20 protein-coding genes, 1 tRNA gene and 1 pseudogene are annotated in these 23706 nt (G+C 36.7%); 13 read left to right on the plus strand and 9 right to left on the minus strand.

The genetic code is table 11. From position 1 onward, the window contains the following. Window positions 1-20 precede the first annotated feature (20 nt). From D5J18_RS02295 to D5J18_RS02315, 5 genes are read right to left on the minus strand one after another with little or no spacing between them, the layout of a single operon-like run. The gene (locus D5J18_RS02295; protein ID WP_119057395.1) at window positions 21-998 is read right to left on the minus strand and encodes an ABC transporter ATP-binding protein; all 978 of its coding nucleotides are present in this window, start codon (window positions 996-998) and stop codon (window positions 21-23) included. A 6-nt stretch (window positions 999-1004) separates the two neighbouring features. After that, window positions 1005-1763 (minus strand): DUF3108 domain-containing protein, encoded by a 759-nt coding sequence (locus D5J18_RS02300; protein WP_119057396.1) that lies wholly within the window; start codon window positions 1761-1763, stop codon window positions 1005-1007. A gap of 50 nt (window positions 1764-1813) precedes the next feature. Continuing rightward, the gene (locus D5J18_RS02305) at window positions 1814-3643 is read right to left on the minus strand and encodes a 2-oxoacid:acceptor oxidoreductase subunit alpha (protein ID WP_119057397.1); all 1830 of its coding nucleotides are present in this window, start codon (window positions 3641-3643) and stop codon (window positions 1814-1816) included. Window positions 3644-3646: 3 nt separating this feature from the next. After that, window positions 3647-3886 carry a NifU family protein gene (locus D5J18_RS02310; RefSeq protein ID WP_119057398.1) on the minus strand — a complete coding sequence of 80 codons (240 nt, stop codon included), beginning with the start codon at window positions 3884-3886 and terminating at the stop codon, window positions 3647-3649. 6 nt (window positions 3887-3892) lie between these two features. Beyond that, complete coding sequence (locus D5J18_RS02315; protein ID WP_119057399.1) at window positions 3893-5002, minus strand: Mrp/NBP35 family ATP-binding protein; 1110 nt, start codon at window positions 5000-5002, stop codon at window positions 3893-3895. A gap of 294 nt (window positions 5003-5296) precedes the next feature. Here D5J18_RS02315 and D5J18_RS02320 point away from each other — a divergent pair, with 294 nt between their 5' ends. The 4 genes from D5J18_RS02320 (at window position 5297) to D5J18_RS02335 (ending at window position 8771) form a co-directional block, all read left to right on the plus strand. Then, window positions 5297-5947, plus strand: coding sequence for a YceI family protein (locus D5J18_RS02320; RefSeq protein WP_119057400.1), 651 nt, complete (start codon window positions 5297-5299; stop codon window positions 5945-5947). Between the two features lie 105 nt (window positions 5948-6052). Then, complete coding sequence (gene pheS / locus D5J18_RS02325; protein ID WP_119057401.1) at window positions 6053-7069, plus strand: phenylalanine--tRNA ligase subunit alpha; 1017 nt, start codon at window positions 6053-6055, stop codon at window positions 7067-7069. After that, window positions 7069-8262, plus strand: coding sequence for a serine hydrolase domain-containing protein (locus D5J18_RS02330; protein ID WP_119057402.1), 1194 nt, complete (start codon window positions 7069-7071; stop codon window positions 8260-8262). The genes pheS and D5J18_RS02330 overlap by 1 nt, the downstream gene beginning before the upstream one ends. Beyond that, window positions 8259-8771 (plus strand): NUDIX hydrolase, encoded by a 513-nt coding sequence (locus D5J18_RS02335; RefSeq protein WP_119057403.1) that lies wholly within the window; start codon window positions 8259-8261, stop codon window positions 8769-8771. The genes D5J18_RS02330 and D5J18_RS02335 overlap by 4 nt, the downstream gene beginning before the upstream one ends. 52 nt (window positions 8772-8823) lie before the next feature. On the opposite strand, the gene surE is transcribed toward D5J18_RS02335, so the two are convergent. After that, the gene (surE, locus tag D5J18_RS02340; protein ID WP_119057404.1) at window positions 8824-9591 is read right to left on the minus strand and encodes a 5'/3'-nucleotidase SurE; all 768 of its coding nucleotides are present in this window, start codon (window positions 9589-9591) and stop codon (window positions 8824-8826) included. A 96-nt stretch (window positions 9592-9687) separates the two neighbouring features. On the opposite strand from surE, the gene D5J18_RS02345 reads away from it, so the two are divergent. The 3 genes from D5J18_RS02345 (at window position 9688) to D5J18_RS02355 (ending at window position 13068) form a co-directional block, all read left to right on the plus strand. Further along, the gene (locus tag D5J18_RS02345; RefSeq protein ID WP_119057405.1) at window positions 9688-11817 is read left to right on the plus strand and encodes a carboxy terminal-processing peptidase; all 2130 of its coding nucleotides are present in this window, start codon (window positions 9688-9690) and stop codon (window positions 11815-11817) included. After that, the gene (locus tag D5J18_RS02350; protein WP_119057406.1) at window positions 11814-12929 is read left to right on the plus strand and encodes an ABC transporter permease; all 1116 of its coding nucleotides are present in this window, start codon (window positions 11814-11816) and stop codon (window positions 12927-12929) included. Before D5J18_RS02345 ends, D5J18_RS02350 begins: the two co-directional genes overlap by 4 nt. A gap of 65 nt (window positions 12930-12994) precedes the next feature. Beyond that, window positions 12995-13068 (plus strand) — tRNA-Asn (locus D5J18_RS02355). A 56-nt stretch (window positions 13069-13124) separates the two neighbouring features. On the opposite strand, the gene D5J18_RS02360 is transcribed toward D5J18_RS02355, so the two are convergent. Both D5J18_RS02360 and D5J18_RS08970 read right to left on the minus strand, forming a co-directional pair. Beyond that, window positions 13125-15440 carry an ATP-dependent helicase gene (locus D5J18_RS02360; protein WP_119057407.1) on the minus strand — a complete coding sequence of 772 codons (2316 nt, stop codon included), beginning with the start codon at window positions 15438-15440 and terminating at the stop codon, window positions 13125-13127. 92 nt (window positions 15441-15532) lie between these two features. Further along, window positions 15533-15667, minus strand: a pseudogene (locus tag D5J18_RS08970) (IS1380 family transposase); the annotation flags it as partial. Between the two features lie 188 nt (window positions 15668-15855). On the opposite strand from D5J18_RS08970, the gene D5J18_RS02370 reads away from it, so the two are divergent. The 3 genes from D5J18_RS02370 (at window position 15856) to bamJ (ending at window position 19660) form a co-directional block, all read left to right on the plus strand. Beyond that, complete coding sequence (locus D5J18_RS02370; RefSeq protein WP_133298089.1) at window positions 15856-17751, plus strand: hypothetical protein; 1896 nt, start codon at window positions 15856-15858, stop codon at window positions 17749-17751. A 2-nt stretch (window positions 17752-17753) separates the two neighbouring features. Next, on the plus strand, window positions 17754-18437 hold the full coding sequence (locus D5J18_RS02375; RefSeq protein ID WP_119057409.1) for a hypothetical protein: 684 nt from the start codon (window positions 17754-17756) through the stop codon (window positions 18435-18437). Window positions 18438-18790: 353 nt separating this feature from the next. After that, a complete protein-coding gene (gene bamJ, locus D5J18_RS02380; RefSeq protein WP_119057410.1) occupies window positions 18791-19660 on the plus strand; it encodes a BamJ family beta-barrel-assembly machinery protein in 870 nt (289 codons plus the stop codon). A 97-nt stretch (window positions 19661-19757) separates the two neighbouring features. On the opposite strand, the gene D5J18_RS02385 is transcribed toward bamJ, so the two are convergent. Next, complete coding sequence (locus tag D5J18_RS02385) at window positions 19758-21068, minus strand: UDP-glucose dehydrogenase family protein (protein ID WP_119057411.1); 1311 nt, start codon at window positions 21066-21068, stop codon at window positions 19758-19760. 98 nt (window positions 21069-21166) lie between these two features. On the opposite strand from D5J18_RS02385, the gene D5J18_RS08765 reads away from it, so the two are divergent. The 3 genes from D5J18_RS08765 to cysC are packed head-to-tail and all read left to right on the plus strand — an operon-like array spanning window position 21167 to window position 23705. Then, a complete protein-coding gene (locus D5J18_RS08765) occupies window positions 21167-21322 on the plus strand; it encodes a hypothetical protein (RefSeq protein WP_165844942.1) in 156 nt (51 codons plus the stop codon). Further along, entirely contained in the window at window positions 21319-23106 is a 1788-nt protein-coding gene (locus tag D5J18_RS02390) for an SLC13 family permease (protein ID WP_119057412.1), read from the plus strand. Before D5J18_RS08765 ends, D5J18_RS02390 begins: the two co-directional genes overlap by 4 nt. Then, window positions 23103-23705: an adenylyl-sulfate kinase gene (cysC, locus tag D5J18_RS02395; RefSeq protein WP_119057413.1), complete on the plus strand. Its 603-nt coding sequence runs from the start codon at window positions 23103-23105 to the stop codon at window positions 23703-23705. Before D5J18_RS02390 ends, cysC begins: the two co-directional genes overlap by 4 nt. Window position 23706: the final 1 nt, after the last annotated feature.

The following is a 23706-nucleotide window of genomic DNA, read 5'->3' on the forward strand; positions in this document are numbered from 1 at the left end:
ACCCGAAGAATATCAAAAAATTAGTAAACCCAACGGTAATTTTTTATATCGAAATTGATTTTTTCTCCTTTTTTTAAATAATCGGGGTGAAACGCATAAAAAAAATGATTTTTTGCTATGAATTCAATCTGATATTCTTTACCAAAAAATCTACTATGGATAACTTCACCTTGAAATTTCCCTTCTCGGTAAACTTTAATTTCATGTGGATAGGAAATAACATATTTATTTAAAAAATTCCTTGGGATACCGAATTTTGAAGCATCTTCAGCAGTTAAAATATTATAATTACCAAAAAGTGAAGCGACGTAGGCATTGGCTGGGCTTGCAAAAATTTTCTGAGGAGTTGAGTTTTGTATAGCTTTTCCTTTTCTTAGAATTAAAATTTGGTCAGAAAAACCTAAAGCATCCTCAGCTCGATGCGAAGTAAAAATACAAGCCACTCGATGCTCCTTCAGATATTCCATTAGTTGATGTCTTATTTTCAGATGTAAATTAGCATCCAACTGACTGAACGGCTCATCGAGAAGCAAGAGTTTAGGAAACTTGGCAATGGCTTTAGCGATAGCTACTCGCTGCTGTTGCCCGCCGCTTAATTCGTGCGATTGTTTCTGTAATAAATCCTGAATTTCTAAGATTTCAGCAACTTCTTTGATTCTTTTCTTTTTGTAGTCTAAATCAAGGTTACTCAAGTGCTCGCCAATGTTTTCTTCGATGCTGATAAAAGGAGATAAATTAAAATCTTGCTGCACAAATTTCACATCAGGGTGTCCAGCAATCAGTTGAAAAGCAGGACCTTTTAGTTTCTCGTCGTTAAATAATATTATCCCTTCATCGGGCTGTAAATTCCCATAAATTAATTTGAGCAAAGTAGATTTGCCACTTCCGCTTTCACCCAATAAACATAAAACCTCATCTGAATTTAATTTGATAGAAATACTTTCAACAGCATTTTGCTCTTGGTGGTAAGAATAGCTAAGGTTTTTGATGTTTAGCATAGAAATTTATTTGAACAAGATAGGGTATTTTAAATTTTTGTAGTTATGTAAATCCATCTTGAGAGAACCTACCGCAAGTTCAGCTTCGATGCGTAGAGGAATTAGATTATCATCATCACTCACCCAAATTTTCACACTTTCATTCTCTTTGAAGACACGCCCTTTCTGAACATAAGGTTTCATGCGAATAGCTTCAATTTTACCAAATTTGGTAGAAATTTTTTCTCGTCCCTCGACGACTAATTTAAACGGATAAATTTTTTCATCCATAAAGATATTAATATTGATGCTACTTCCGTTTTTGTAGTAAGAATTATCTTTCGTCCTCAAGAAATAAAAGGCAGAAAGCATATCCTGTACCTCTGTATTGAATTTGTAAGTCGTACTCTTACCTTTTTTGAAGTCTTTCACTTCTACCTGTTGAGAAGAGTGGTCAAAACTTAGCTGCTTGTTTTTAGTATAGCCTCCTTCCCTGATGTCTCGAATAAATAAACTAGGCTTTTTAGTCGCAGGGTCAATATAGGTTTCGTATCGGTCATCTACTTTGAAAAATACACGTACCGCACCCGAAGTAGAGCCTTCACCTTTTACGTGAAAATGAGAGCGACCATTCAGGCTCTCGTTGCTTACCTTTAGCGAAGCAAATCCAGCATTTAAAAATCCATAGTGTACGCGGTATTGTAAATATTCCCCAGATTGATAAGCTTGGGAATAGCTAAAATTTAAAAAAAAAAGTACTATGAAGAGGAATAAATATTTTTTCATGCTAAAATGTTTATTCATAGGGTTCAAATAATCTGCCAATTTTTTTTAAACTATTTAAGTAAGTCCATTACACGATCAAAAATTTCGTTTGCAGTGAAAGGAACTCCTTGTATTTTATTAAGTCCAATGGCATCAACCAAGAATTTCTCTCGGAGGATTTTAATTAATTGCCCATGGTTTAATTCTGGCACCAAAATATGCTTAAACTGATTTAAAATTTCACCAACACCATGCTGCAAAGGATTGATGTAATCTAAATGCAAATGAGCGATTTGAATTTGCTGAGCTTCCAACATACGGATTCCAGCCTTTACCGAACCGTAAGTACCGCCCCAGCTGACAATCAAAACTTCACTATTTAAACTTCCTGAGTTTAATTCTGCTGGCGGTAAAAAATCTGCGATTTTCTCAATCTTAGCTGCTCGTTCCTGCACCATAAACTGGTGATTCTCTGGGTTGTAGCTCACATTTCCCGTTAGGCGTTGTTTTTCTAATCCCCCTATGCGGTGCTCAAAGTCCTTCATGCCAGGGGTGGCCCATTTTCTTACACCTCTTTCATCTTTTTCATAAGGTAAAAATTGACCTTCATGATTTAGATGGATATTTTGATTTTGAATTTTAATTTTCTCCAAACTCTCTGCTCGAGGGAAAAGCCAAGGCTCTGAGCCATTCCCCAAATACCCGTCTGATAATAAAATGACAGGCGTCATATGCTCCAATGCTATTTTTGAGGCTTTGAAGGCCATCTCAAAACAATGACTAGGGGAATGAGCTGCGACAACAGCAACAGGAGCCTCTCCATTTCTACCATACAGTGCTTGTAATAAATCTGCTTGTTCAGTTTTGGTCGGTAAGCCTGTGGATGGGCCTCCACGTTGAACATTGATAATCACTGCGGGTAATTCTAGCATTAACGCCAGGCCCATTGCTTCAGCTTTTAGTGCGATTCCTGGACCTGATGAGGCAGTAACGGCAAGGTCTCCAGCAAAAGCTGCTCCGACAACGGCTGCCATTGCTGCTATTTCATCTTCTGCTTGGAAGGTTTTGATACCAAAATTTTTATACGCTGATAAAAAATGTAAAATATCTGAAGCTGGCGTAATGGGGTAGCCACCATAGAATAAATCCAAACCAGCCTTGTTGGCAGCAGCAATCAACCCTAGAGATAAAGCTTGATTACCCGTAATGTTTCGGTATTTCCCAGGGGCGACCTTAGCCGGTTTTACTACAAATCTTTCGGTAAATGTATCGGTGATTTCACCATAGTGATAACCTGCCTTTAGCACCTTTTCATTTGCTTCTAGAATTTCAGGTTTTTGAGCGAACTTGGTTTTAAGGAACTGAAGTGTGTAATCCAATGGGCGATTGTAGAGCCAGTAGACAAAACCTAGAGCAAACATATTTTTTGTTCGGTCTTTATCCTTCGTTCCTAGATCAAAATTTTTTAAGGCTTCAGAAGTTTGCCCAGAAATATCAATCGAATAAAGTTGAAATTTTTCTTTAGCTTTATCTAAAGGATTTTCGTCTAATTTTGCAAGTCTTAAATTTTTCCCATCAAAACCACTTTCGTTAACAATCAGAATGCCATTTTCTTTAAGCCTACTTATATTTTTGATGAGTGCTGCTGCGTTCATCGCAACCATCACGTCAAAGTAATCTCCAGGAGAAGTGATGTCCACACTTCCAAAATGTAGCTGAAAACCAGAAACTCCTGCCACTGTTCCCGCTGGAGCGCGAATTTCAGCAGGAAAATCAGGGAAGGTGCTAATGTCATTCCCCATATGAGCAGATGTGTTTGTGAATTGAGAGCCTGTCAGCTGCATCCCATCACCAGAATCTCCAGCAAATAAAATGACAACTTGATTTAATTCTTTATTCAAAATTTAATTCTTTATGTAATTTAAAACTTGTTTGATTTCAGGAGCGTGTTTTTTTACGGTCATTTCTACCCCAGATTTTAAAGTCATTTGATTTACGGTGCAGTCAATGCATGTCCCTAGCAATCTGATGGTTACAATTTGATTTTCAATAGAAATCAACTCTATGTCTCCGCCATCTTGGCGTAGATAAGGCCTTATTTCATCTAAGGCTCTCATGACTCTTTTCTCTAAATCTTCTTTCATAATTTATCAACTTGAGCACCCAGACATTGTTGTGATGCGAACAATTTCAGTTGGAGGCAAATTGGTATTTCTTTCAACTAAGCTTTTGACCATATTTTTTGTAATGGAACGGTAAATTTCGCTAGCTAAAGAATTAGCCTCAGCTGTGGCTGGTCGACCTTGGTCTCCGCCTTCTCGGATGCCTTGAATCAAGGGGACTTCACCTAAGAAAGGAACATTTAATTTATCCGCTAAATTTTTAGCCCCGTTTTTACCAAAGATATAGTATTTATTCTCAGGTAATTCTTCGGGAGTAAAATACGACATGTTTTCAACAATACCCAAAACAGGAACATTAATGCTTTCTAGTTGAAACATATTAACTCCTTTTCTTGCATCGGCTAAAGCCACATCTTGTGGTGTACTTACGATTACAGCTCCCGTCACTGGAACTTGCTGAACCAAAGATAACTGAATGTCTCCCGTGCCCGGAGGTAAATCAACAATCAAAAAATCTAATTTACCCCAATGTGCATCATGGATTAGCTGTTGTAGAGCCTTAGAAGCCATTGCTCCTCGCCATACGACAGCTTGATCTATTGCAGTGAAAAAACCGATGGATAAAATCTTAATGCCATAGCTCTCGATGGGTTCCATTTTGCTTTTCCCATTCACATTAACGGAGTGTGGTTTAGCTCCCTCAACATCAAACATGGTAGGAATGGATGGCCCGTGGATGTCAGCATCTAGCAAACCTACTTGAAAACCCATTTCTCTCAAACTCACAGCCAAATTAGAGGCAACGGTAGACTTGCCGACACCGCCCTTGCCCGAAGCTACAGCAATGATATTTTGAATCCCATCAATTTTTTTCCCTAAAATTTGAGGATTTTCTTTTGAAGGACTTGGCTTTGCAGTGCTTTTAACTTCTACGCGTACTTGCACATCAGCATCAGGGAAGTCTTGATGAATGCTTTCTGTCAATTTATCTTCCAGCTTCTTTTTGTCGTGCATAGCAGGTGATGGAGAAACAGCGTCAATCATCACTTTGTTGCCAAAAATTTGAATGTTTTTCACCCATTTTTCGGCATTTATTTCTTCTAGGATATTCTTTATTTTATTTTTATCTATGGACATAGTTCTATTCGTCTTCTTGCAAATATAGTAAAGAAAAATAAGTCATCTAAGAAAGCTAAAGGCTTGCTTGTTAAAATTACAGCACAAATTTGTTAAACTTTTTTTAAGCCTTAAAAAAAATAAAAGCCTTAAAAAAAAACAGTTAGTTTAATGTAGGAAAACCCTTATCATTCGCAAGAATTCTACTTAACATTATATTATCAGGTAGATGATTTTTCTACAATCCCTAAATAAAAATATTTTATGACTTGTGTCACAAATTAAAATTAATTATTTTTGTAAAAAATTTAGAATATGAAAAAATTAATACTAAGCATTGCTGTCGTTTCCTCTATTTCATTTATTTCTTGTGAGAAGAAAGAAGCCGTAGCAGTACAAGATGCACAAGAAACAGCTGTGGCTACAGAAGGGGCAGCGGCTTATACTGTTGATAACACAGTTTCCACCGTTACTTGGAGAGGGTACAAAATTTACGAAGGCGAAACCGAAGAACAAGGTCATTATGGTACGATGCCAGTGAAAAGTGGTGAAATTCATACAGAAAACGGACAAATCACAGCAGGAGATTTCATTATTGACCCAACTATGCTTGTGAGCCATGATTTAGACGGAGAACCTGAAGATAAGGCGAAGCTAGAGGGGCACTTGAAGTCAGAAGACTTCTTGGATGTAGAAAAATACCCAGAAGCAACTTTCAATATCACAAATGTAGCAGCTATTGAAGGTCCGTTCAATACAGAAATCAGTGGGAATTTCAAATTAAGAGAGGTAGAAAAAAACATCACCTTCAAAGCAAATGTAAAAGAAGATGCTGATAAAGTTACTCTAGACTCAGAAGAATTTACAATCAATCGCCAAGATTTTGGGATTACGTTCAAAGGAGGTAAAGGTTCTGTAATCAAAGATAACGTAACAATAAAAGTAAACGTTGTAGCAAATAAATAAACTTAATTTTTTTGAAATTTAAATAAAGCCACCCAAAAAAAAGGTGGCTTTATTCATTCGGTAGATGAAAATATTTTTTGATATTTGTACGCCAACGAATTTTTTATGATAGAAAAAATCCAAAAACTTCTAGAAGAAGTAGCACGTTTTAATCAGCAAGAAGAGAAACAGATTGAAGAATTTCGTTTAAAATTCTTGTCTAAAAAAGGAATTTTGAATGATTTATTTGCTGATTTTAAAAATGTACCTAACGAAGAAAAAAAGGACGTCGGGCAAGCGCTTAATCAGCTGAAACAAGCTGCTGCAGAAAAAATTGAAGCTTTAAAAAATCAAAGCAAAGAAAATGAAGTGCAACGGAATGTGCAAGATTATACCAAACCTGGCTTGCCAAGCCCAGTAGGTGCTCGCCACCCGATAAATATTGTGAAAAACAGAATCATAGAAATTTTCAAAAGAATAGGTTTTAGCCTATCAGATGGGCCCGAAATTGAAGACGATTGGCATAACTTCACAGCACTAAATCTGCCAGATTACCACCCAGCGAGAGACATGCAAGATACATTCTTTGTTCAGCAAAATCCAGATGTTTTGTTGCGTACCCATACATCTTCGGTACAAATTCGCTATATGGAAAATCATCAGCCGCCGTTCAGGATTCTCTCCCCTGGGAGGGTTTACCGTAACGAAGCAATTTCTGCGCGCTCGCATTGCATGTTCCACCAGATAGAAGGTTTATACATCGATAAAGAAGTTTCTTTTGCTGATTTGAAGCAAACTTTACAGTATTTCACCACTGAACTTTTTGGTAAATCCAAAATTCGACTTCGCCCGTCTTACTTCCCATTCACTGAGCCAAGTGCAGAAGTAGATGTATATTGGGGTTTGAACTCTGAGACAGACTATAGAATGACCAAAGGCACAGGCTGGCTAGAAATCATGGGCTGTGGTATGGTAGACCCTAATGTGTTGAAAAACGTCAGTATAAACCCAGAAGAATATAGCGGATTTGCTTTTGGGATGGGCATAGAAAGAATTGCTCTTTTGCTTTATCAAATTGATGATATTAGACTTTATTTTGAAAATGATTTACGTTTTCTCCAGCAGTTCCAAAGTGAAAGATAATGCGCATTTTATTTTTTCTTTTTCTAAGCTTGTTTTGTTGGGGATGTGCAGGGAATTCTCCCGATGAATCCCCTGGAGGAAATGCTGAGCAAAAACACATTTTGGCCTACCCAACATTTACAGAACAGCCGAAACTGGAAAATTTAAAAAATACTCAACCTAAAGATTCGATTGAGAGAACCTTGGAGGCTTTTTATCAGCAACTTTGGCTTAAAAACGGAGTGAGTGGTGGCCTGCTTGTTGCTAAAAACGGAGCTATTATTTTTGAAAAATACTTAGGCTATGAAAATTTTTTAAGCCTTAAAAAAATGAAAGAAAATTCTCCGTTACATTTAGCTTCCATTTCTAAAGTTTTGACATCTTTGGCTATTTTGAAATTAGCAGAGCATCAACTTCTGAGGTTGGATGAGCCAGTGATGGAGGTTTTGCCTGATTTTATTGATAAAAGCATCACCATCAGGAACTTGCTTTCGCATCGGAGTGGTTTACAGAATTACGCTTACTTTCAGCCTGATGAAAAGTTTTGGAGAGAAGGAGAGATGAAATCCAACCAAGATATTTTGGATTACATCAATCACGGGCTAGATGAAAGAACGGCTTCAGCCAATAAAAAATTCAATTATTGCAATACCAATTATGCGATTTTGGCACTCATTATAGAGAAAGTAACAGGAGCGTCTTATGCCGAAGCGATGCAAAATATTTTATTTAAGCCTTTAAAAATGGAAGATACTTTTGTGTTTCAGATTCAGGATTCGGCAAAAGTGAGCCAGTCTTACGGTTCGGGAGGGGAGCGCTGGGAATGGACTGATTTAGATCAAATTTATGGAGACAAAAATATCTATTCCACACCACGGGATTTGCTTCGGCTAGATATGGCAATGTATCAGAGAGATTTTCTTTCTCCAACACTTTTTGCTGAGATGAAAAAAGGCTATAGCTACGAGAACCCAGGAATTAAAAACTACGGCCTAGGCGTGCGCCTGATGGAATGGGAAGATGGGAAAACATTGTACTACCACAACGGCTGGTGGCATGGCAATTACACGGTGTATGTGAGAGATGAAAAAAATAAAACAACGCTCATCGCTTTGGGGAATAAACAAATACGCTCGGTTTATGATGTTTTCTCGTTAGCTGGTTATTTTGGTAATTACCCTGTTGGCTTTAAAAGGTTAAAATTAAATCTATGAATTCACTTTTTAAACATTGTCCGCAGTGCGGCTCAACACAACATTCTTTCGTCAATAATCACAAATTTACTTGCCAAGAATGCGAATTCGAATATTACCATAACATGGCAGCAGCTGTGATGTGCGTTATTAAAAAAGAAGATAAATATTTATTCACTATAAGAAATAACGAGCCGGCGAAGGGAATGCTGGATATGCCTGGCGGATTTGTAGACCCAGGAGAGTCGGCAAAAGAGGCTGCTATTCGAGAATTGAAAGAAGAGTTGGGCTTAGATTTAGAGGCATCAGATTTAGAAATGCTGGATACGTTTCCCAATAAATATGAGTTCAAAGGGATTCATTATCAAACACTTGATATTATTTTTAGAGTCATTTTGAATGATAATGTGGAATTAATCATTCAAGATGAAGAAATCAGTGATTTACTTTGGCTGGCAGCTGAGCAGGTGGAGGAAGAAAAAATGGGCTTTGAATCTTCTAAAAACGTGGTTAGAAAATATGTTAAATAAAAGTCAAATAAAAAGTGAATAAAATTTTTAAAGGCTTAGAAAATTTAAGCCTTTAAAAACCCCACTGATTTAATTCGCCAATAGCTTGATGATTGGTCAAGTCAAAATGCACAGGAACCACAGAAATATAACCATTTTCTAGCGCCCATTCATCGGTGTCTTCGCCTTGGTCTAGGTTCACAAATTTACCAGTCAGCCAATAGTAATCTCTTCCGCGAGGGTCTTTTCGTACTTCAAATTCCTCATCCCATTTGGCGTGTGCTTGTCGGCAAACTTTGATGCCTTTGATCTTAGATTTTTTAAGTTTTGGGATGTTTACGTTTAGCACCCAACTTTTTTGTATTTTATTTTTTAAGGCTTGCAAAATTATTTTTTCTATAAAATCCTCAGCTGCATCAAAATCAGCGTGATAGCTCAAGTCACAGAGAGAGAAACCAATGCTTGGGATTCCTTCTATCGCTGCTTCTACTGCAGCAGACATCGTACCAGAATAAATTACATTGATAGAGGAATTAGAGCCGTGGTTAATCCCAGAAATACATAAATCTGGGTGGCGGGGTAAAATTTTGTCACAAGCAATTTTCACGCAGTCAACAGGCGTGCCAGAGCAAGACCATTCAAACTCGGCACCGCCCTTCAATTTCATTTCTTCAATGTGTAGTGTGGAATTAATGGTAATGGCATGTCCCATAGCACTTTGTGGGCTATCAGGAGCCACAACATAGACTTCACCAATTTTTTTAGCAATACTAATGAGTTTTCGTATTCCTGGGGCAGTAATTCCGTCGTCGTTGGTAACTAAAATTAGTGGTTTTTCCATAAAAAAGTTATATTTGCGTATTGCAAAAATAATTAAATGATATTTTTATCATAAAATTGGCTTTAAAATTGACTGTCTTTTAACAAATAATTTAAAATGCACTACTTGAGAAAAACTTACGTTCTTCTTTCTTTCCTCTTTATGTCACTACTGGTGTTCTGTTATTGCACGCCATTTTCCTTTTCTGATGATGATGAAAAGGCGAAAGAAATCATCAAAAACGTGAGAAGAAGTTTGGGAATATTACATTATTCTGCACCTAAAATTGATGATGATTTTTCGGCGAAGGTTTATAAAACATACATGCAGAGTCTAGACCCGAATAAAACTTTTTTTAAGGCTTCTGATATGAAGTTTTTCAATCAGTTTGAAGATAAATTGGATGAGGCTTTTGAAAAAGAAGACATTACACTATATAAAGCAACGGTAGATACCCTCTACAAGAGATGGGATGAGCTGAATACACTGACTAAAGAAATTTTAAAATCAGATTTAAACTTCAATGAAAATGATTCTGTAATTTTAGATTTTGATGAAGCTACTTACCCCGCAACAGACCAAGGCTGGGCAAAAAGATGGGGAAAACGATTGAAAGTAAGTGTGTTGCAAGAAATTATTTTGCTACAAGAGTCAGCGAAAGACTCAGCGCTTTGGGCGAGAAGGGATAGTGTAGGTTTCGGTGAAGATGAGTTTGACCCCAGAAATAAGTCTTTGGCTGCACTAGAAACCGAAGCTAAAAAGCAGGTCGAGGAAATGACATCAGAGATGTTTCGCCGAAATATGGTGAAAAATAAATTCGATTATTTCTCTTTCTTCATGAATGCCTTTACAACCACATTTGACCCCCATACGAACTTTTTCTCACCAAAGCAGAATGAAGATTTTGAGTTGATGATGAGCGGACAACTGGAAGGAATTGGCGCAACATTGACGGATGAAAAAGGCTATCCTACTATTCGAAGTTTAGTCGTAGGCGGACCAGCATGGAAACAGGGAGAACTAGAAGTAGAAGATAAGATTACAAAAGTAATAGAACTAAACAAAGAACCTGTGAATGTTGTGGGTATGGCGCTAGAAGATGCAATCCGCCACATTAGAGGGCAAAAAGGAACAAAGGTTACTTTGGTCGTTAAGAAAAAAGATGGTTCCTTCAAAAACATTACGATAGAAAGAGATGTTGTAGAACTAGAAGAAACCTTTGCAAAAAGTAGTATTTTACAAACAAAAGAGGGGCGTCAGTACGGTATTATCAATCTACCTTCTTTTTACTTGAATTTTGATGGAAAAGGACACGACGCTTCTGATGATGTGAAACGTCAGATTGAAGCACTGAAAGAAAATAACGTAGAAGGAATCATTTTTGACCTGCGTGGTAATGGAGGAGGAGATTTGGAAGAGACTGTAGAAATCGTAGGTCACTTCATACCAAGTGGTCCTGTGGTGCAAGCTGTGAGAAGCGATGGCGATAAAAAAGTTTTTGCTGATAAAGATAAAAGCATTAGCTGGTCAGGTCCGTTGGTAGTTTTGGTCAATGAGTTATCCGCTTCAGCTTCAGAGATTATGGCAGCTGCACTGCAAGATTACGGTCGAGCCATCATTATAGGAAGCCCGCAAACTTATGGCAAAGGAACGGTACAAATCATGAGACCACTAAATTGGTTTAGTGGAGGCAGTGAAGACTTGGGCAGATTAAAGTTTACTTATCAAAAATTTTACCGTATCAACGGAGGCTCCACACAGCTGAGAGGAGTATCTTCTGATATTGTAATACCAGATAGATATAAATACATAGACATTACAGAATCTAGTAACGAAAGCGCTTTGCCATGGGATCAAATATCAGCACAGACCTTCACCCCGTGGAAAGAGAAGCAAAAGCTGAAAAAGCTAATCTCAAATTATAGAGTTGATAAAATAACAGGTGAAAATTTCAAATATTTGGATGAATATGCTCGTTGGATGAAGCAAATCAGTGACGACCATGTGATTTATTTAAATATCAATAAATTTAAGGCAGATTATGAGCAACGAGAAAAAATGGGGAAAAAATTTGATACCTTATCAAAGTATAAAAATGGATTTAACTTCAAACCAGTAAATTATGAAATTCCTTTAATCGAGAAAGATACCGTCTTGGCAGAACGAAGAAAAAAATGGCAAGAAGCAATGGGCAAAGATATTTATTTACAAGAAGCAGTCAGAGTTTTGAAAGACTGGAATAAATGAGATTAAAGGGAAATTCTCTTTTAAAAAAAGCCATCGTTAAATTATCAAAAGATTATTTAGCGATGGTTTCTTTGTTTATCGTTTTTTCTGCTGGTTTTATCAGTTTTTTTGCTTACGGTTTAGCGGTAGATAAAACCAAAGACGCCGCATTACAAAATTTGGTTTTGAAGTACAAGCCAATAGCTTATGAAACACAAATACTGAAGCTTCCGCTACAAAACTACTCTGAGCAGAAAGGATTTGCACCCTTTTTTTTTGGTAAAGAAATTGATTTTGAAGAGATTGCTGTAGAAGAAGTTCAACTCAAAAATGATAGTCTATACTACAAACCCTACATCGGAGAAGAATTAGAAGCAGAAGTCAAAAAAATTCCAATTTCAGTTTTTACAGAAAAGGGAATAGAAAAGGAGAATATTCTTAAAAATTTTCTAAGCCTTAAAAAATTTTTTTTAGGAACCGACAGCTTTGGTCGTGATTTTTACTCTCGGTTAGTCATAGGAACGCGCATTTCTTTTTTTGTAGGATTTGTAGCCGTAGCGATTTCAGTTACTATTGGAGTTATTGTAGGAGCTCTTGGTGGCTACTACCGCGGTAGAATTGATGCTATTGTGATGTGGGTAATCAATGTTGTGTGGTCGATTCCCACACTACTTCTAGTGATAGCAATTACACTAGCTATCGGGAAAGGCTATTGGCAAATTTTTCTTGCGGTGGGCTTAACGATGTGGGTTGAAGTCGCTAGAGTTGTGAGGGGGCAATTTCTAAGTTATCGAGAAAAAGAATTTGTAGAGGCAGCAAGGGCGCTAGGCTATTCTGATTTAAGAATCATTTTCAAAGAAATCTTACCCAATGTAGTAGCGCCAGTGATTGTAATTTCAGCAGCAAATTTTGCTGCAGCAATATTGGTGGAGAGTGGGTTGAGTTTTTTAGGGATAGGAGCGCAGCCGCCCACGCCTAGTTGGGGAAACATTATCAAAGAGCATTACTCCCACATTATTCTAGACCAGCAACACCTAGCTATTTTACCTGGGCTGTGTATTTTAGTGCTAGTTTTAGCGTTTAATATCTTCGGGAATAAATTGAGAGACGCATTGGATAATAAAAATTTTTAAAAAAAAATTTTAAAATTTGGCAGATTAAAAAAAACTTTATTATATTTGCATCCGATTTAGAGCATTCCTCTTTAGCTCAGTTGGTTAGAGCATCTGACTGTTAATCAGAGGGTCCTTGGTTCGAGCCCAAGAAGAGGAGCTTTTAAAGAAAAACCACCTGCAGGAATGTAAGTGGTTTTTTTGTTTCTAGAAATTTTAATTTAAAATTCGAAGTTTTGCGAATTTCAGCAAAAGATTTTTTTCGCCACTCGTTTCAAATAAAATGGTAGCCTTTTCATTGCTAGGCTCACCGCTAAGTGCTTTAACTTCTCCGCGGCCAAATCGGTCGTGAATCACTTTTTGCCCGACTTTTAACTCTTGGTGAGCAGAAACCCCTTGCTGAATTTTGGCTTTTTCTAAAGGCTTTAAATCCTTTTTTGAGGAAAGATTGAGTTTCTTTTTCTGAAAATCTTTTGGTCTTTTTCGTTCAAAATGAGAAATCGGTTGACCTCCAAAAATAGATTCGTCTAAACCACTATTATTAAAAGTAGAAATGGGTGCAGGATTGACCCAATCAAGGAATTTATCATCGATTTCCTCTAGAAATCGGCTAGGTTCGGCATCGATGATTTTCCCCCAGCGAGCTCTAGAAACCGAATAAGTCAAGAAAGCTTGCTGCTCAGCACGGGTAAGCGCAACATAAAACAGGCGACGCTCTTCTTCCAGCTCTTGGCGTGTATTGAGATTCATTTGTGAAGGGAAAAGATTCTCCTCCAAACCTGCTACAAAAACCACAGGAAACTCTAGACCTTTAGCTAAATGCACCGTCATCAGAGCTACTTTGTTGCTATCTTCATTCTCGTTATCAGCATCAGTTGCTAGCGCAATATTTTCTAAGAAACCTTGCAAACTAGGGTCGCCGTCTTCTAGCTGTTCTTGCTCTTCTGCATAGCCTTGCATACTGTTAAGCAACTCCTGCAAGTTCTCCATTCGGGTGATTCCTTCAGGCGTTTCGTCTTCTCTCAGCGTATTGAGCAAACCACTTTGTTTGGCTATCTGCAAACCTAGATCATAAATATTATTGTTCTTCAATAAAACACCAAAACTTTGAATCATGGTAGTAAAATCATGAAGTTTTTTGATGACTCCTGATGAAACACCTAAACGTGGGCCATGCTGATTGAGATTTTCCATCACTTCAAATAAACTCAAGTGATGCTCATCGGCATACACCAGCAATTTTTGTATTGTAGAGTCTCCAATACCACGCTTAGGGTAATTGATGATACGCAAAAGCGCTTCTTCATCTTTTTTATTCACCAATAAGCGCAAATAGGAAACCAAATCTTTAATTTCTTTTCGCTGAAAGAATGAAATGCCACCATAAATTCGGTACGGAATGTTTTTTTTCCTCAGCGCTTCTTCTAGCGCTCGAGATTGTGCATTGGTTCGGTACAAAATAGCAAAATCTTCTTCTTGAAAATTTTCATTCATTTTCAGTTCAAAAATTTTAGAAGTAATGTACCTCGCCTCATCAGCATCAGTCAATGCACGATAAACTGGAATTTTATTTCCCTTTTGATTGGCTGTCCACACATTTTTTTCTAGCTGATCGCGGTTGTTTTTGATGATGTTATTGGCAGCGTTGACGATATTTTGTGTAGACCTGTAGTTTTGTTCCAGTGCAAAAGATTGAGCATCATTATAATCTTTTTTAAAGTTTAAAATATTTCGAATATTTGCGCCACGAAATGCATAAATACTCTGCGCATCATCACCTACGACACAGATGTTCTCATAGCGAGAGGCTAAAGCCTTCACAATCAGATACTGAGAATGATTTGTGTCTTGATACTCATCAACAAGAATGTATTTAAAACGCTCTTGATATTTTGCCAAAACCTCTGGAAACCGAGTCAAAATCTCATTGGTACGCAATAATAAGTCATCAAAATCCATAGCACCAGATTTGAAACAACGTTCCACATAAGCTTGGTAAACTTCTCCCGTTTTGGGCTTCAGAGCAGCGGCATCAGCATCCATCAGCTCTGGATTGTTGTAATAAGCTCTAACGGTAATTAGATTATTTTTAAACTGAGAAATGCGATGCAGCAAGGTTTTAGGTTTATAAACATCGATGTCCAGTTGTAAATCTTTAATCACTTTTCGCATCACCGAAAGTGCATCCTGCTGATCATATATCGTGAAATTAGAAGGGTAGCCCAAGCGGGGCGCCTCGACACGCAAAATTCGAGCAAAAACTGAGTGAAAAGTCCCCATCCATATGCTTTTAGCTTCAGACTCGCCTACCACTTTAGCGATTCTTTCTTTCATTTCGCGGGCGGCCTTATTGGTAAACGTAAGAGCCAAGATATTAAAAGCATCAACTCCGTTATTTATAAGATGTGCGATGCGGTAAGTCAAAACACGTGTTTTCCCAGATCCCGCACCAGCAATCACCATCACAGGGCCTTGGGTGGCTTGTACCGCTAATTTCTGAACTTCATTTAACTCGTCTAGATAATTTGCCATGCCCCAAAGATACAATTTAAGTAAGTATGCCAAATAATTTTTAAATCCAGATTACGCGATAGGCAAATTTTTATTTAGGTCTATAGGATAATCCCAAAGTCCTGTTTGAGTTCTTTTATTCTATTTTCAGTATCTCCATGCATACGATAGGTTCTCCAGACATCTACCATAGAACATTCTTGATTGGTAAAGTAAGCGGAGTATCTATAATTTCTATGAATCTCATCAGTTTTTATGATCAAATTTTATGTTAAGAATAATGTTATTCATAGAAAATTAATCCTTATATCATGATTTGTTTTTATGTATTTATTTATCTGTATTTCAGTTTTTTATAAAAAAATACATATAAATCTTTTTTATCTCTAAATAATGATTAAATTTGTTTATTCATTATTAATAAATATTTATGAATATGAAACTGAAAAAAATATTATTAGGAGCTGTTATTAGCTTAACAGTCTTTTCATGTAATCAAGATGATTTACGTGAAAACGAAGAGAAAACTGTAGAGACAGAGGTCTCTCAGAATGAAACCCAAGAGTATCATGGTAAAGAATTAATTTTGGGGAAGCAAAAAGAAAATCCATATTCGCTAGCGAATATGCAAAAAACTGTAAATATCATAGCCACCACGAGGAGGGCTAATTTATTGAAACAAACCAAACTGAAGCCGACGCATCAATATGTAGTCTTCGTACCTGAAAACCAAGAGCATTTGGAAACTCTTCTTAAATTGGTAGATAGCAAAAAATATGTAACCCGCTCATATCCGATGGATTATGAAATAGAGCAATATGGGGAAGAGTATGTGGACAAAAGAGCAAAAAGCAAGGAGTTGCCAGTATTATATGCATCGATCCCAGTAACAGATAAACTCCCTGATGTTCCGTATGAAAAATTAGAAGATTTGTATTTGACGGATAATGAAAATGATCCCGATGATTTGGTAGAAGCTACCGCTATTTTTTTGACAGAAAAACCTGAAAATATAAAAATAACTGGCAGAGGCTTGCAAACAAAGGCTGATAGAATAACACAACTGAAAGAAGAACTTGACCTACCGGGCGGGATTCAGTCTATACGGCTTTTTGGTAGAAAGTATTATCCTGAAGGAAATGTTTTGGTGTATGATACCAATGTTGATAAAAACGTACCCGTGAGAAATACAGAAATAGAGATTTACAATTGGTTTTTTAACAGCTATTGCTATACTGATGACAACGGACATTTCAGAAGTAAAGAAAGATATAGCCGAGAAATGGGTGTTTATTTCACATGGAGGAGTTCATCGGCTACTATACGAACAAGTTGGAACGAGATCATAGGAATAAGAACCAGCGATAAGTTGGGCAATATCAGAAGAGGAAACAACGGGAAAACTTTTGTAGTAGATCGAGGTGATACGCACAAATGGAGCAAGGCAACAACACATAACGCTGTTCAGAAATTTAATGACTATTTGTCAAACATAGGTATTAACCAAAGAGTACAGGGACTCAATATATGGGTATTCAATGGCGGAAAAGGAAGGGGAGCGGCTCTCATGTTGAAAACATATCCTTGGGGGAGTTTGAATAGTGCTTTTGCAGGTTGGGTAAAGTGGTTATCACCTGTTGCTATACCGATTGCTTCTATATTGAATATTACATCCTCGCAAATTTATCCAGATTTATTTTTTAATTTTAATAATAAAAAACAAACTTTAGCTTATGAAAAATTAGTATTTCATGAAGCGGCACATGCTATTCATGCTAAACAAGCAGGAAAAGGTTTTTGGGAGACTTTCTCTCGAAGAACTATAGAAAACATTCTTAATTTAAATAATGATCCATATGGTAACGGAACACAACCAAGCGCTTGGAGTGGACAAAATATAGCACTTTGTGAGGGCTGGGCAAACTTTATGCAAAATAAAATCATCTATGATTTATACGGTCCAAATGAAGAGTATAATTTAGAAAATTTTAAAATGGTTCAGGCTCCTCAAAATAGTAGTCTTAGAGATCTCAATTGGAATACAGGCAAAGGTGGAAGAAACTGGTTTTTGCATGGATTAATGTGGGATTTAACGGATAATAACCAAGATAATATAATCCTAGTAGACGGACAAACTGATAAAAATATTTCTATGAACAATAATACAGACAGGGTAGTTTTGGGTAGCTCTCGCATACACCCTGTGAGAGCTTTGTTTGAGGCTATGGGCTCGGGCGAAAGCACAGGATATGAATTGAAAAATCGTTTGAAGAACGCTAACTACAGTCAGCGTAATCAAATCGAGGAATTGTTTAACGCTTATGGTTACTAAAAATGAAAAAGTTATTACTTATAATTCAGATTGCCGTTGTTATACCAGTATTACAGGGGTGTTTTCCTGACTGGGATCCTGATGATATGTCCTATAATTTTTATTTGGAAAATCCCAGGGATTTTATTAAAATTTCTCCGAAGAAAGATACTTATAAAGTAGGCGATACCATAAATATTACTTACAATATACCGTCTAAATTAGGAGCTCATGCAATAATAGAACAACCAACAAAAGGGGATATTATAAAATATTTGGGGATACCTGTAGAGGAATTTGATTTACATGCTTTGAGTTTCCCTAATTACAAAGATTCTATACGACATAGTACACCATCTTTTTTGTGTAAATACAAAAAAGAAGATTGGTGTGGAGATATCTCTAAAACGATTTCATGGGCTAGCATTAATGGAAAAGAAATGAAAGATTGGGCAAGTGCTTATTATATTTATGATGAAACTACCAAGAACTATACATTAAAAGTGCAAGTAGTATTTTCAAAACCTGATATAATCTATTTTGATGTAAAAGAAAGAGAAAAGAATCTTAGAATTATTCCTACTTGGATGACGCATCATTCGATAAAAGCACAGAAACTTCCAAAAACTGCTCACTATGTTAATATTTATTTTTATCCTCCGGTACATTATGCTAAAGACGATATAGCTTTCAAAGTTGTAGAATAAATAATGAGAGAAAGCCAAGCTGACGAAGGTCGGTTTGGCTTTTACTTAAAATCAATTTTTTCCTAATGCGGAATCAGGGTTGAAGGCCTAGAAAATAAAGTGTTTTCAATTAAACACTTACTTTATTGTTTGGTTAAAACGCTCACATTCAGTTAATTGAAAATTTATTTAAACTTTTTATAGAATATAATTTTTTAATGTACATAAATTTATTTAACTTTATTCTAGATAGAATTTTTTTCATAGGTTTAAGTTAATTAGTTGATAAAAACCCTCAGATTAATTTTTGAAGGGTTTTTCTTTTTTTTAAAGCTTTAAAAAAAGTTCGTAAACTTGCATTAAATAATAAGAAAATGAAAAAAGTACTTTTAATTATTTCTGTATTTGCAATTTTCTCAAGTTGTAAAGACACGGCAAATTCTGGAACTCAAAGCACAGACGCAGCATTGACTGCAGAAGGTAAAGATGCCTCTTACGCTTTTGGAATTAATTTAGGGCAACAAGTGGAGAGCTTGCAAAATAATCCTCAGATGAGTGATAGCTTAATTTTAAGCGATTTTGAAAAAGGGGTATATGCTTATTTAAAAAATCCAGAGAGAGAAAACTCTTTTGCCATTGGCGTTAGTTTCGGGCAGCAAGTCAAGGGAGCTTTAGAAAACGAAGTTTTGAAAGGAGGCTTGTCTAAAGATGAAATCATCAAAGGTTTGATGGATTATTTGAACAAAAAAGAAATGAGAGTTCCGATAGATTCTGTTCAAAGTAAAATGAACGCTTTTTACCAAAGTAGATTAACGGCTTCTGCAGAAGGGAAGAAAAAAGAAGGAGCAGAGTATTTGGCCAAAGTTAAACAAGAAAAAGATGTGAATACTACACCAAGCGGCTTGGCTTACAAAGTGATACAAGAAGGCGAGGGCGAGTCGCCGACTATTGGTGATTTGGTAAAAGTGAAGTACACAGGGAAAACCGTTGCAGGAAAGGTTTTTGACAGTACAGAAAAAAATAATGGTGGAGAAGCTGTAGAATTACCTTTGCAAGAAGGGGCTTTGATAGAAGGCTGGGTAGAGGCTTTGCAATTCATGAAAAAAGGCGGGAAGTATGAACTCTATATTCCCTCTGATTTAGGCTATGGAGACCGCCAAATGGGAGGAGATATTGCTCCTGGTGAAACTTTGATTTTTGATATGGAATTGGTGGATTTCAAAAAAGGTGAGGCTCAACAATAATTTAGAAATTTAGAGAGAAAGAGATAGAATAGATTCTAAAAAAATCCTACAAATTTTTGTAGGATTTTTTTTTAAGGCTTAAAAAAATACAAAAAAATCACAACCCGATTCCGTGGTAGGTAAAGCCTTTGGACTCAATGAGTTCTAGATCATAAATATTTCTTCCGTCAAAGATATGAGAGTCATTCATCATTTTTTTTAATTTACCCCAGTTGGGGAATCGAAATTGATTCCATTCTGTAACCAATGCGATGGCATCTGCACCTTGGGCAGAGGTGTAAACGTCTTCACAATATTCTACTTCAGCAGGCAGAATTTTTTTGGCTTCGTGTGCGGCAACGGGGTCTACGGCTCTTACGCGAACGCCACTTTTCACTAAATCATGAATTAAATCAATCGCAGGGGCTTCACGTAAATCATCAGTATTGGGTTTAAAAGAAAGTCCCCAGACGGCAATGGTTTTTCCTTTTAAATTTTTAAAGGCTTTAGAAATTTTATTGAAAAGCACTCGTTTTTGGTCTTGATTAACGTCATCTACTGCTTGCAGAATTCGTAAAGGATGGTTTAACTCTTCTCCAGTTTTGATGAGAGCCTTTACATCTTTTGGGAAACAAGAGCCTCCATAGCCCAAACCAGCGTATAGAAATTTTTTCCCAATTCGGGGGTCAGCTCCAATGCCAGCTCGGATTTGGTTGATATTTGCACCTACTTTTTCACAAATATTAGCAATATCATTCATAAAGCTGATGCGCGTTGCCAGCATGGCATTTGCGGTGTATTTGGTGAGTTCAGCAGAGGTGACATCCATATAGATGATTCGGTAGCCATTGAGCTGAAAGGGTTTATAGATTTTTTCTAACATATTCTTGGCACGGTCGTTTTCAACACCAATCACCACACGATCGGGTTTCATGAAATCATCTATGGCTGCACCTTCTTTTAGAAATTCAGGGTTGGAAGCCACATCAAATTCAATGGATGAATTTCTTTTTTCTAATTGTTCTTCAATGGTTTTTTTTATCAATTGAGAAGTCCCTACAGGAACTGTGCTTTTGGTAACCACAACTAAATAATCTTGCATATTTTCTCCGATTTCTTTAGCCACAGCTTTCACGTATTGCAAATCAGCATTACCTTCCTTATCAGGTGGCGTACCCACTGCTATAAAAATGGCGTTGGCATCTTGAATGTTTTCGGAGAGGTGAGTCGTGAAGTTTAAACGTTGAGCTTTGATGTTTCTTTCAACAATTTTGTCTAAACCAGGCTCATAAATAGGGATTTCACCATTTTTTAAGGCCTTAATTTTTTCTTGATTAATATCTACACATGTGACAGAAATACCGACGTCTGCTAAGCAAGCTCCAGTGACTAAGCCTACATAACCTGTGCCAACAACAATGATTTTCATGCCTATAAAATTAAAGATTTAATTTAAATTTAAATAAAAATTCATTGTTTCAAGAATTTTTTTTAGAATCTCTTATTTTTGTCTTTCAAAATTGAATTATGAATTCAATGCATCATTTAAGGCGAATTGCTATTCAAGCAGCTTTATCAGCAAGAGCGAGGGTTTTACAAGACGATACAAATCAAGAATTAAAGTATAATAAAGGCGATTTGCTCAGCTCATGGTTTGTAGTAAGTGATAGATTAGAGGCATGATGATAGCGGAAGAAATGCAAATGTGGATTGTACTGGGGGTAATGGCGCTTTTAGTCGTAGGTTTGGTCACAGATAAATTCAGGCCACATAATTTATTTTTCGGAGCCACATTAATTCTAATGTTACTTGGAATTTTAGACTACAAGGTTTTTCTCACTTCCTTTGCCAATGGTTCCATTGCGACTATTTTTGTCTTAATACTGATTACGGCAGGGGTGAATTCTAATTTTAATATTCTCAAGTATTTAGATAAAATCTTTACACAGCAACAAAAGCCAAGATGGTTTCTTTTTCAGATGATGGGCATGGTTTCGTTAATTTCATCGGTGATGAATAATACGCCGATTGTGGCAATGATGATTCCTTATGTGATGCGCTGGAGCAAAAAAATGAAAATTCCTCCAGCAAAGCTGCTGATTCCGTTGTCTTTTGCAGCGATTTCTGGCGGAATGATTACCGTGATAGGAACCTCTACCAACCTAGTGCTAAATGGTTTTATGGAATCTAAAGGGGTGGAAGGGTTTAAAATTTTTGATTTTGTGATTCCAGGTATTTTGGTGACATTAGCTATGATTTTCTTTCTAATAACGGCAGGGTATAATCTGCTTACGGCTAGAAAAAATCCGATTGATTTTGTGAAAGAAAACTTAAAAGAATATTTAGTCGAGGTATCCTTAAGTCAAAATTCAGCTCAGATTGGGAAGACGGTGCAAGAGGCGGGTTTACGGAATTTGCAGCGGGTTTATCTCGTAGAAATTGACCGAGGCGGGAAGCTCATATCACCAGTAGCGCCCGAGGAAGTTTTAGAAAGCACAGACCGTTTGTTTTTTGCAGGAGACACAACAGGGATTGTAGAAATTGTGAAAGAAAAAAATGGCTTTGAGTTTCCCAAGACGCAACGGTTTAACTTACAAGGACAATTAGAAATCATTGAAACATTGATACCATATAATTCTCATTTATCAGGAAAGACATTGAGAGAAGCTGGCTTTAGAGAAAAATATGATGCTGCGGTGATAGCAATTCACAGAAATTCAGAGCGTTTGCGGGGGAAATTGGGGGAGATTCGATTGTCGCACGGAGATTTATTGATGTTAACAGCAGGGAGGAAATTTCAAAAGGCTTTAGAAAATAATACCGATTTATACTCACTAGGCATCAAAGACCAATTGGGGAAAACGCCACGCTGGAAGGCCACGACACTTGGTGTGATTGCTGTTTTTATGATGAGTTTAGTCATAGCTGGATTTATTCCTTTTTTTATTGGTATTTTAACTATATTAATCACTTTTTTAGGGCTTGGACTGATGTCTCAAAAAGAAGTATCGAAGAATCTGAATCTTGATTTATTCATTATTTTAGGAAGTGCAGTGGCGTTGGGTTCAGCTTTTATAGAAACAGGAGGAGCTAAATTTATTGCCGATGAGGTCATTCATGTTTTCTCGGCTTATGGAAATATCAGTTTAGTCATCGGGATATACCTTCTCACAGTAATTCTTACGGCGTTTATCACCAATGCAGCGGCTGTTTCCATTGTTTTTCCCATTGCGTATGAAATGAATCAAGCTTTGAACATAGAAGCCAGCGCGATTTATTTAGCCATAGCATTTGGGGCGAGTTGTTGTTTTACCACGCCATTCGGATACCAAACGAATTTGATGGTTTATGCACCAGGCGGATATAAATTCATAGATTTCATCAAAATCGGAATACCTGTAACTATTATTTATTCAGTCGTAAGTTTGAGTTATATTTTTATTCATTATCAAATGTATTCGTCATGAAATTAAAAAATATCATAAAACAAAATTATAAAATAGATAGAAAAAAAAGAGAAAATCAATATCATCAGCACGGGAAGGTGATTTGGTTTACAGGGCTTTCAGGTTCTGGTAAATCCACTTTGGCGAATCTTTTGGAATATGAGCTGCACCAAAAAGGATTCAAAACTTATGTTTTAGATGGAGATAATCTACGATTTGGTTTGAATCAAGACTTAAACTTCAGTCCGCAAGATAGAAAAGAAAATCTGAGAAGAACAGCTGAAGTTGCAAAACTTTTTGTAGATGCTGGGGTAGTGGTTTTGGCAGCATTCATTACACCATACCAAGAAGATAGAGATAAAATTAAGCAAATCATAGGCAAAGAAGATTTCATGCACATTTTTGTGGAGACGCCTTTAGAAATTTGTGAAAAGCGAGATGTAAAAGGTTTGTATGCCAAAGCAAGAGCTGGTGAGATAAAAGATTTCACAGGAATCAATGCTCCATTTGAAATTCCTAAAACCTATGATTTAATCATTCATACAGAAAAAGAAAAGCCCGAAGAAAGCGTAGATAAATTGCTATCTTTGGTGCTACATAAAATAAACCTCCAAAAATAAA

This window comes from Candidatus Ornithobacterium hominis (assembly GCF_900538215.1).
Classification (GTDB): Bacteria; Bacteroidota; Bacteroidia; order Flavobacteriales; family Weeksellaceae; genus Ornithobacterium; species Ornithobacterium hominis.

Bases quoted from the DNA above. Each gene is read 5' to 3' on its own strand.
- D5J18_RS02390 (WP_119057412.1), top strand. From the start codon at position 21,319: ATGATGATAGCGGAAGAAATGCAAATGTGGATTGTACTGGGGGTAATG.
- surE (WP_119057404.1), bottom strand. From the start codon at position 9,591: ATGGAAAAACCACTAATTTTAGTTACCAACGACGACGGAATTACTGCC.
- D5J18_RS02370 (WP_133298089.1), top strand. From the start codon at position 15,856: ATGAAACTGAAAAAAATATTATTAGGAGCTGTTATTAGCTTAACAGTC.
- D5J18_RS08765 (WP_165844942.1), top strand. From the start codon at position 21,167: ATGAATTCAATGCATCATTTAAGGCGAATTGCTATTCAAGCAGCTTTA.
- D5J18_RS02375 (WP_119057409.1), top strand. From the start codon at position 17,754: ATGAAAAAGTTATTACTTATAATTCAGATTGCCGTTGTTATACCAGTA.
- D5J18_RS02310 (WP_119057398.1), bottom strand. From the start codon at position 3,886: ATGAAAGAAGATTTAGAGAAAAGAGTCATGAGAGCCTTAGATGAAATA.
- D5J18_RS02330 (WP_119057402.1), top strand. From the start codon at position 7,069: ATGCGCATTTTATTTTTTCTTTTTCTAAGCTTGTTTTGTTGGGGATGT.
- cysC (WP_119057413.1), top strand. From the start codon at position 23,103: ATGAAATTAAAAAATATCATAAAACAAAATTATAAAATAGATAGAAAA.
- D5J18_RS02360 (WP_119057407.1), bottom strand. From the start codon at position 15,440: ATGGCAAATTATCTAGACGAGTTAAATGAAGTTCAGAAATTAGCGGTA.
- pheS (WP_119057401.1), top strand. From the start codon at position 6,053: ATGATAGAAAAAATCCAAAAACTTCTAGAAGAAGTAGCACGTTTTAAT.
- D5J18_RS02385 (WP_119057411.1), bottom strand. From the start codon at position 21,068: ATGAAAATCATTGTTGTTGGCACAGGTTATGTAGGCTTAGTCACTGGA.
- D5J18_RS02335 (WP_119057403.1), top strand. From the start codon at position 8,259: ATGAATTCACTTTTTAAACATTGTCCGCAGTGCGGCTCAACACAACAT.
- D5J18_RS02345 (WP_119057405.1), top strand. From the start codon at position 9,688: ATGCACTACTTGAGAAAAACTTACGTTCTTCTTTCTTTCCTCTTTATG.
- D5J18_RS02295 (WP_119057395.1), bottom strand. From the start codon at position 998: ATGCTAAACATCAAAAACCTTAGCTATTCTTACCACCAAGAGCAAAAT.
- D5J18_RS02300 (WP_119057396.1), bottom strand. From the start codon at position 1,763: ATGAAAAAATATTTATTCCTCTTCATAGTACTTTTTTTTTTAAATTTT.
- D5J18_RS02315 (WP_119057399.1), bottom strand. From the start codon at position 5,002: ATGTCCATAGATAAAAATAAAATAAAGAATATCCTAGAAGAAATAAAT.
- bamJ (WP_119057410.1), top strand. From the start codon at position 18,791: ATGAAAAAAGTACTTTTAATTATTTCTGTATTTGCAATTTTCTCAAGT.
- D5J18_RS02320 (WP_119057400.1), top strand. From the start codon at position 5,297: ATGAAAAAATTAATACTAAGCATTGCTGTCGTTTCCTCTATTTCATTT.
- D5J18_RS02350 (WP_119057406.1), top strand. From the start codon at position 11,814: ATGAGATTAAAGGGAAATTCTCTTTTAAAAAAAGCCATCGTTAAATTA.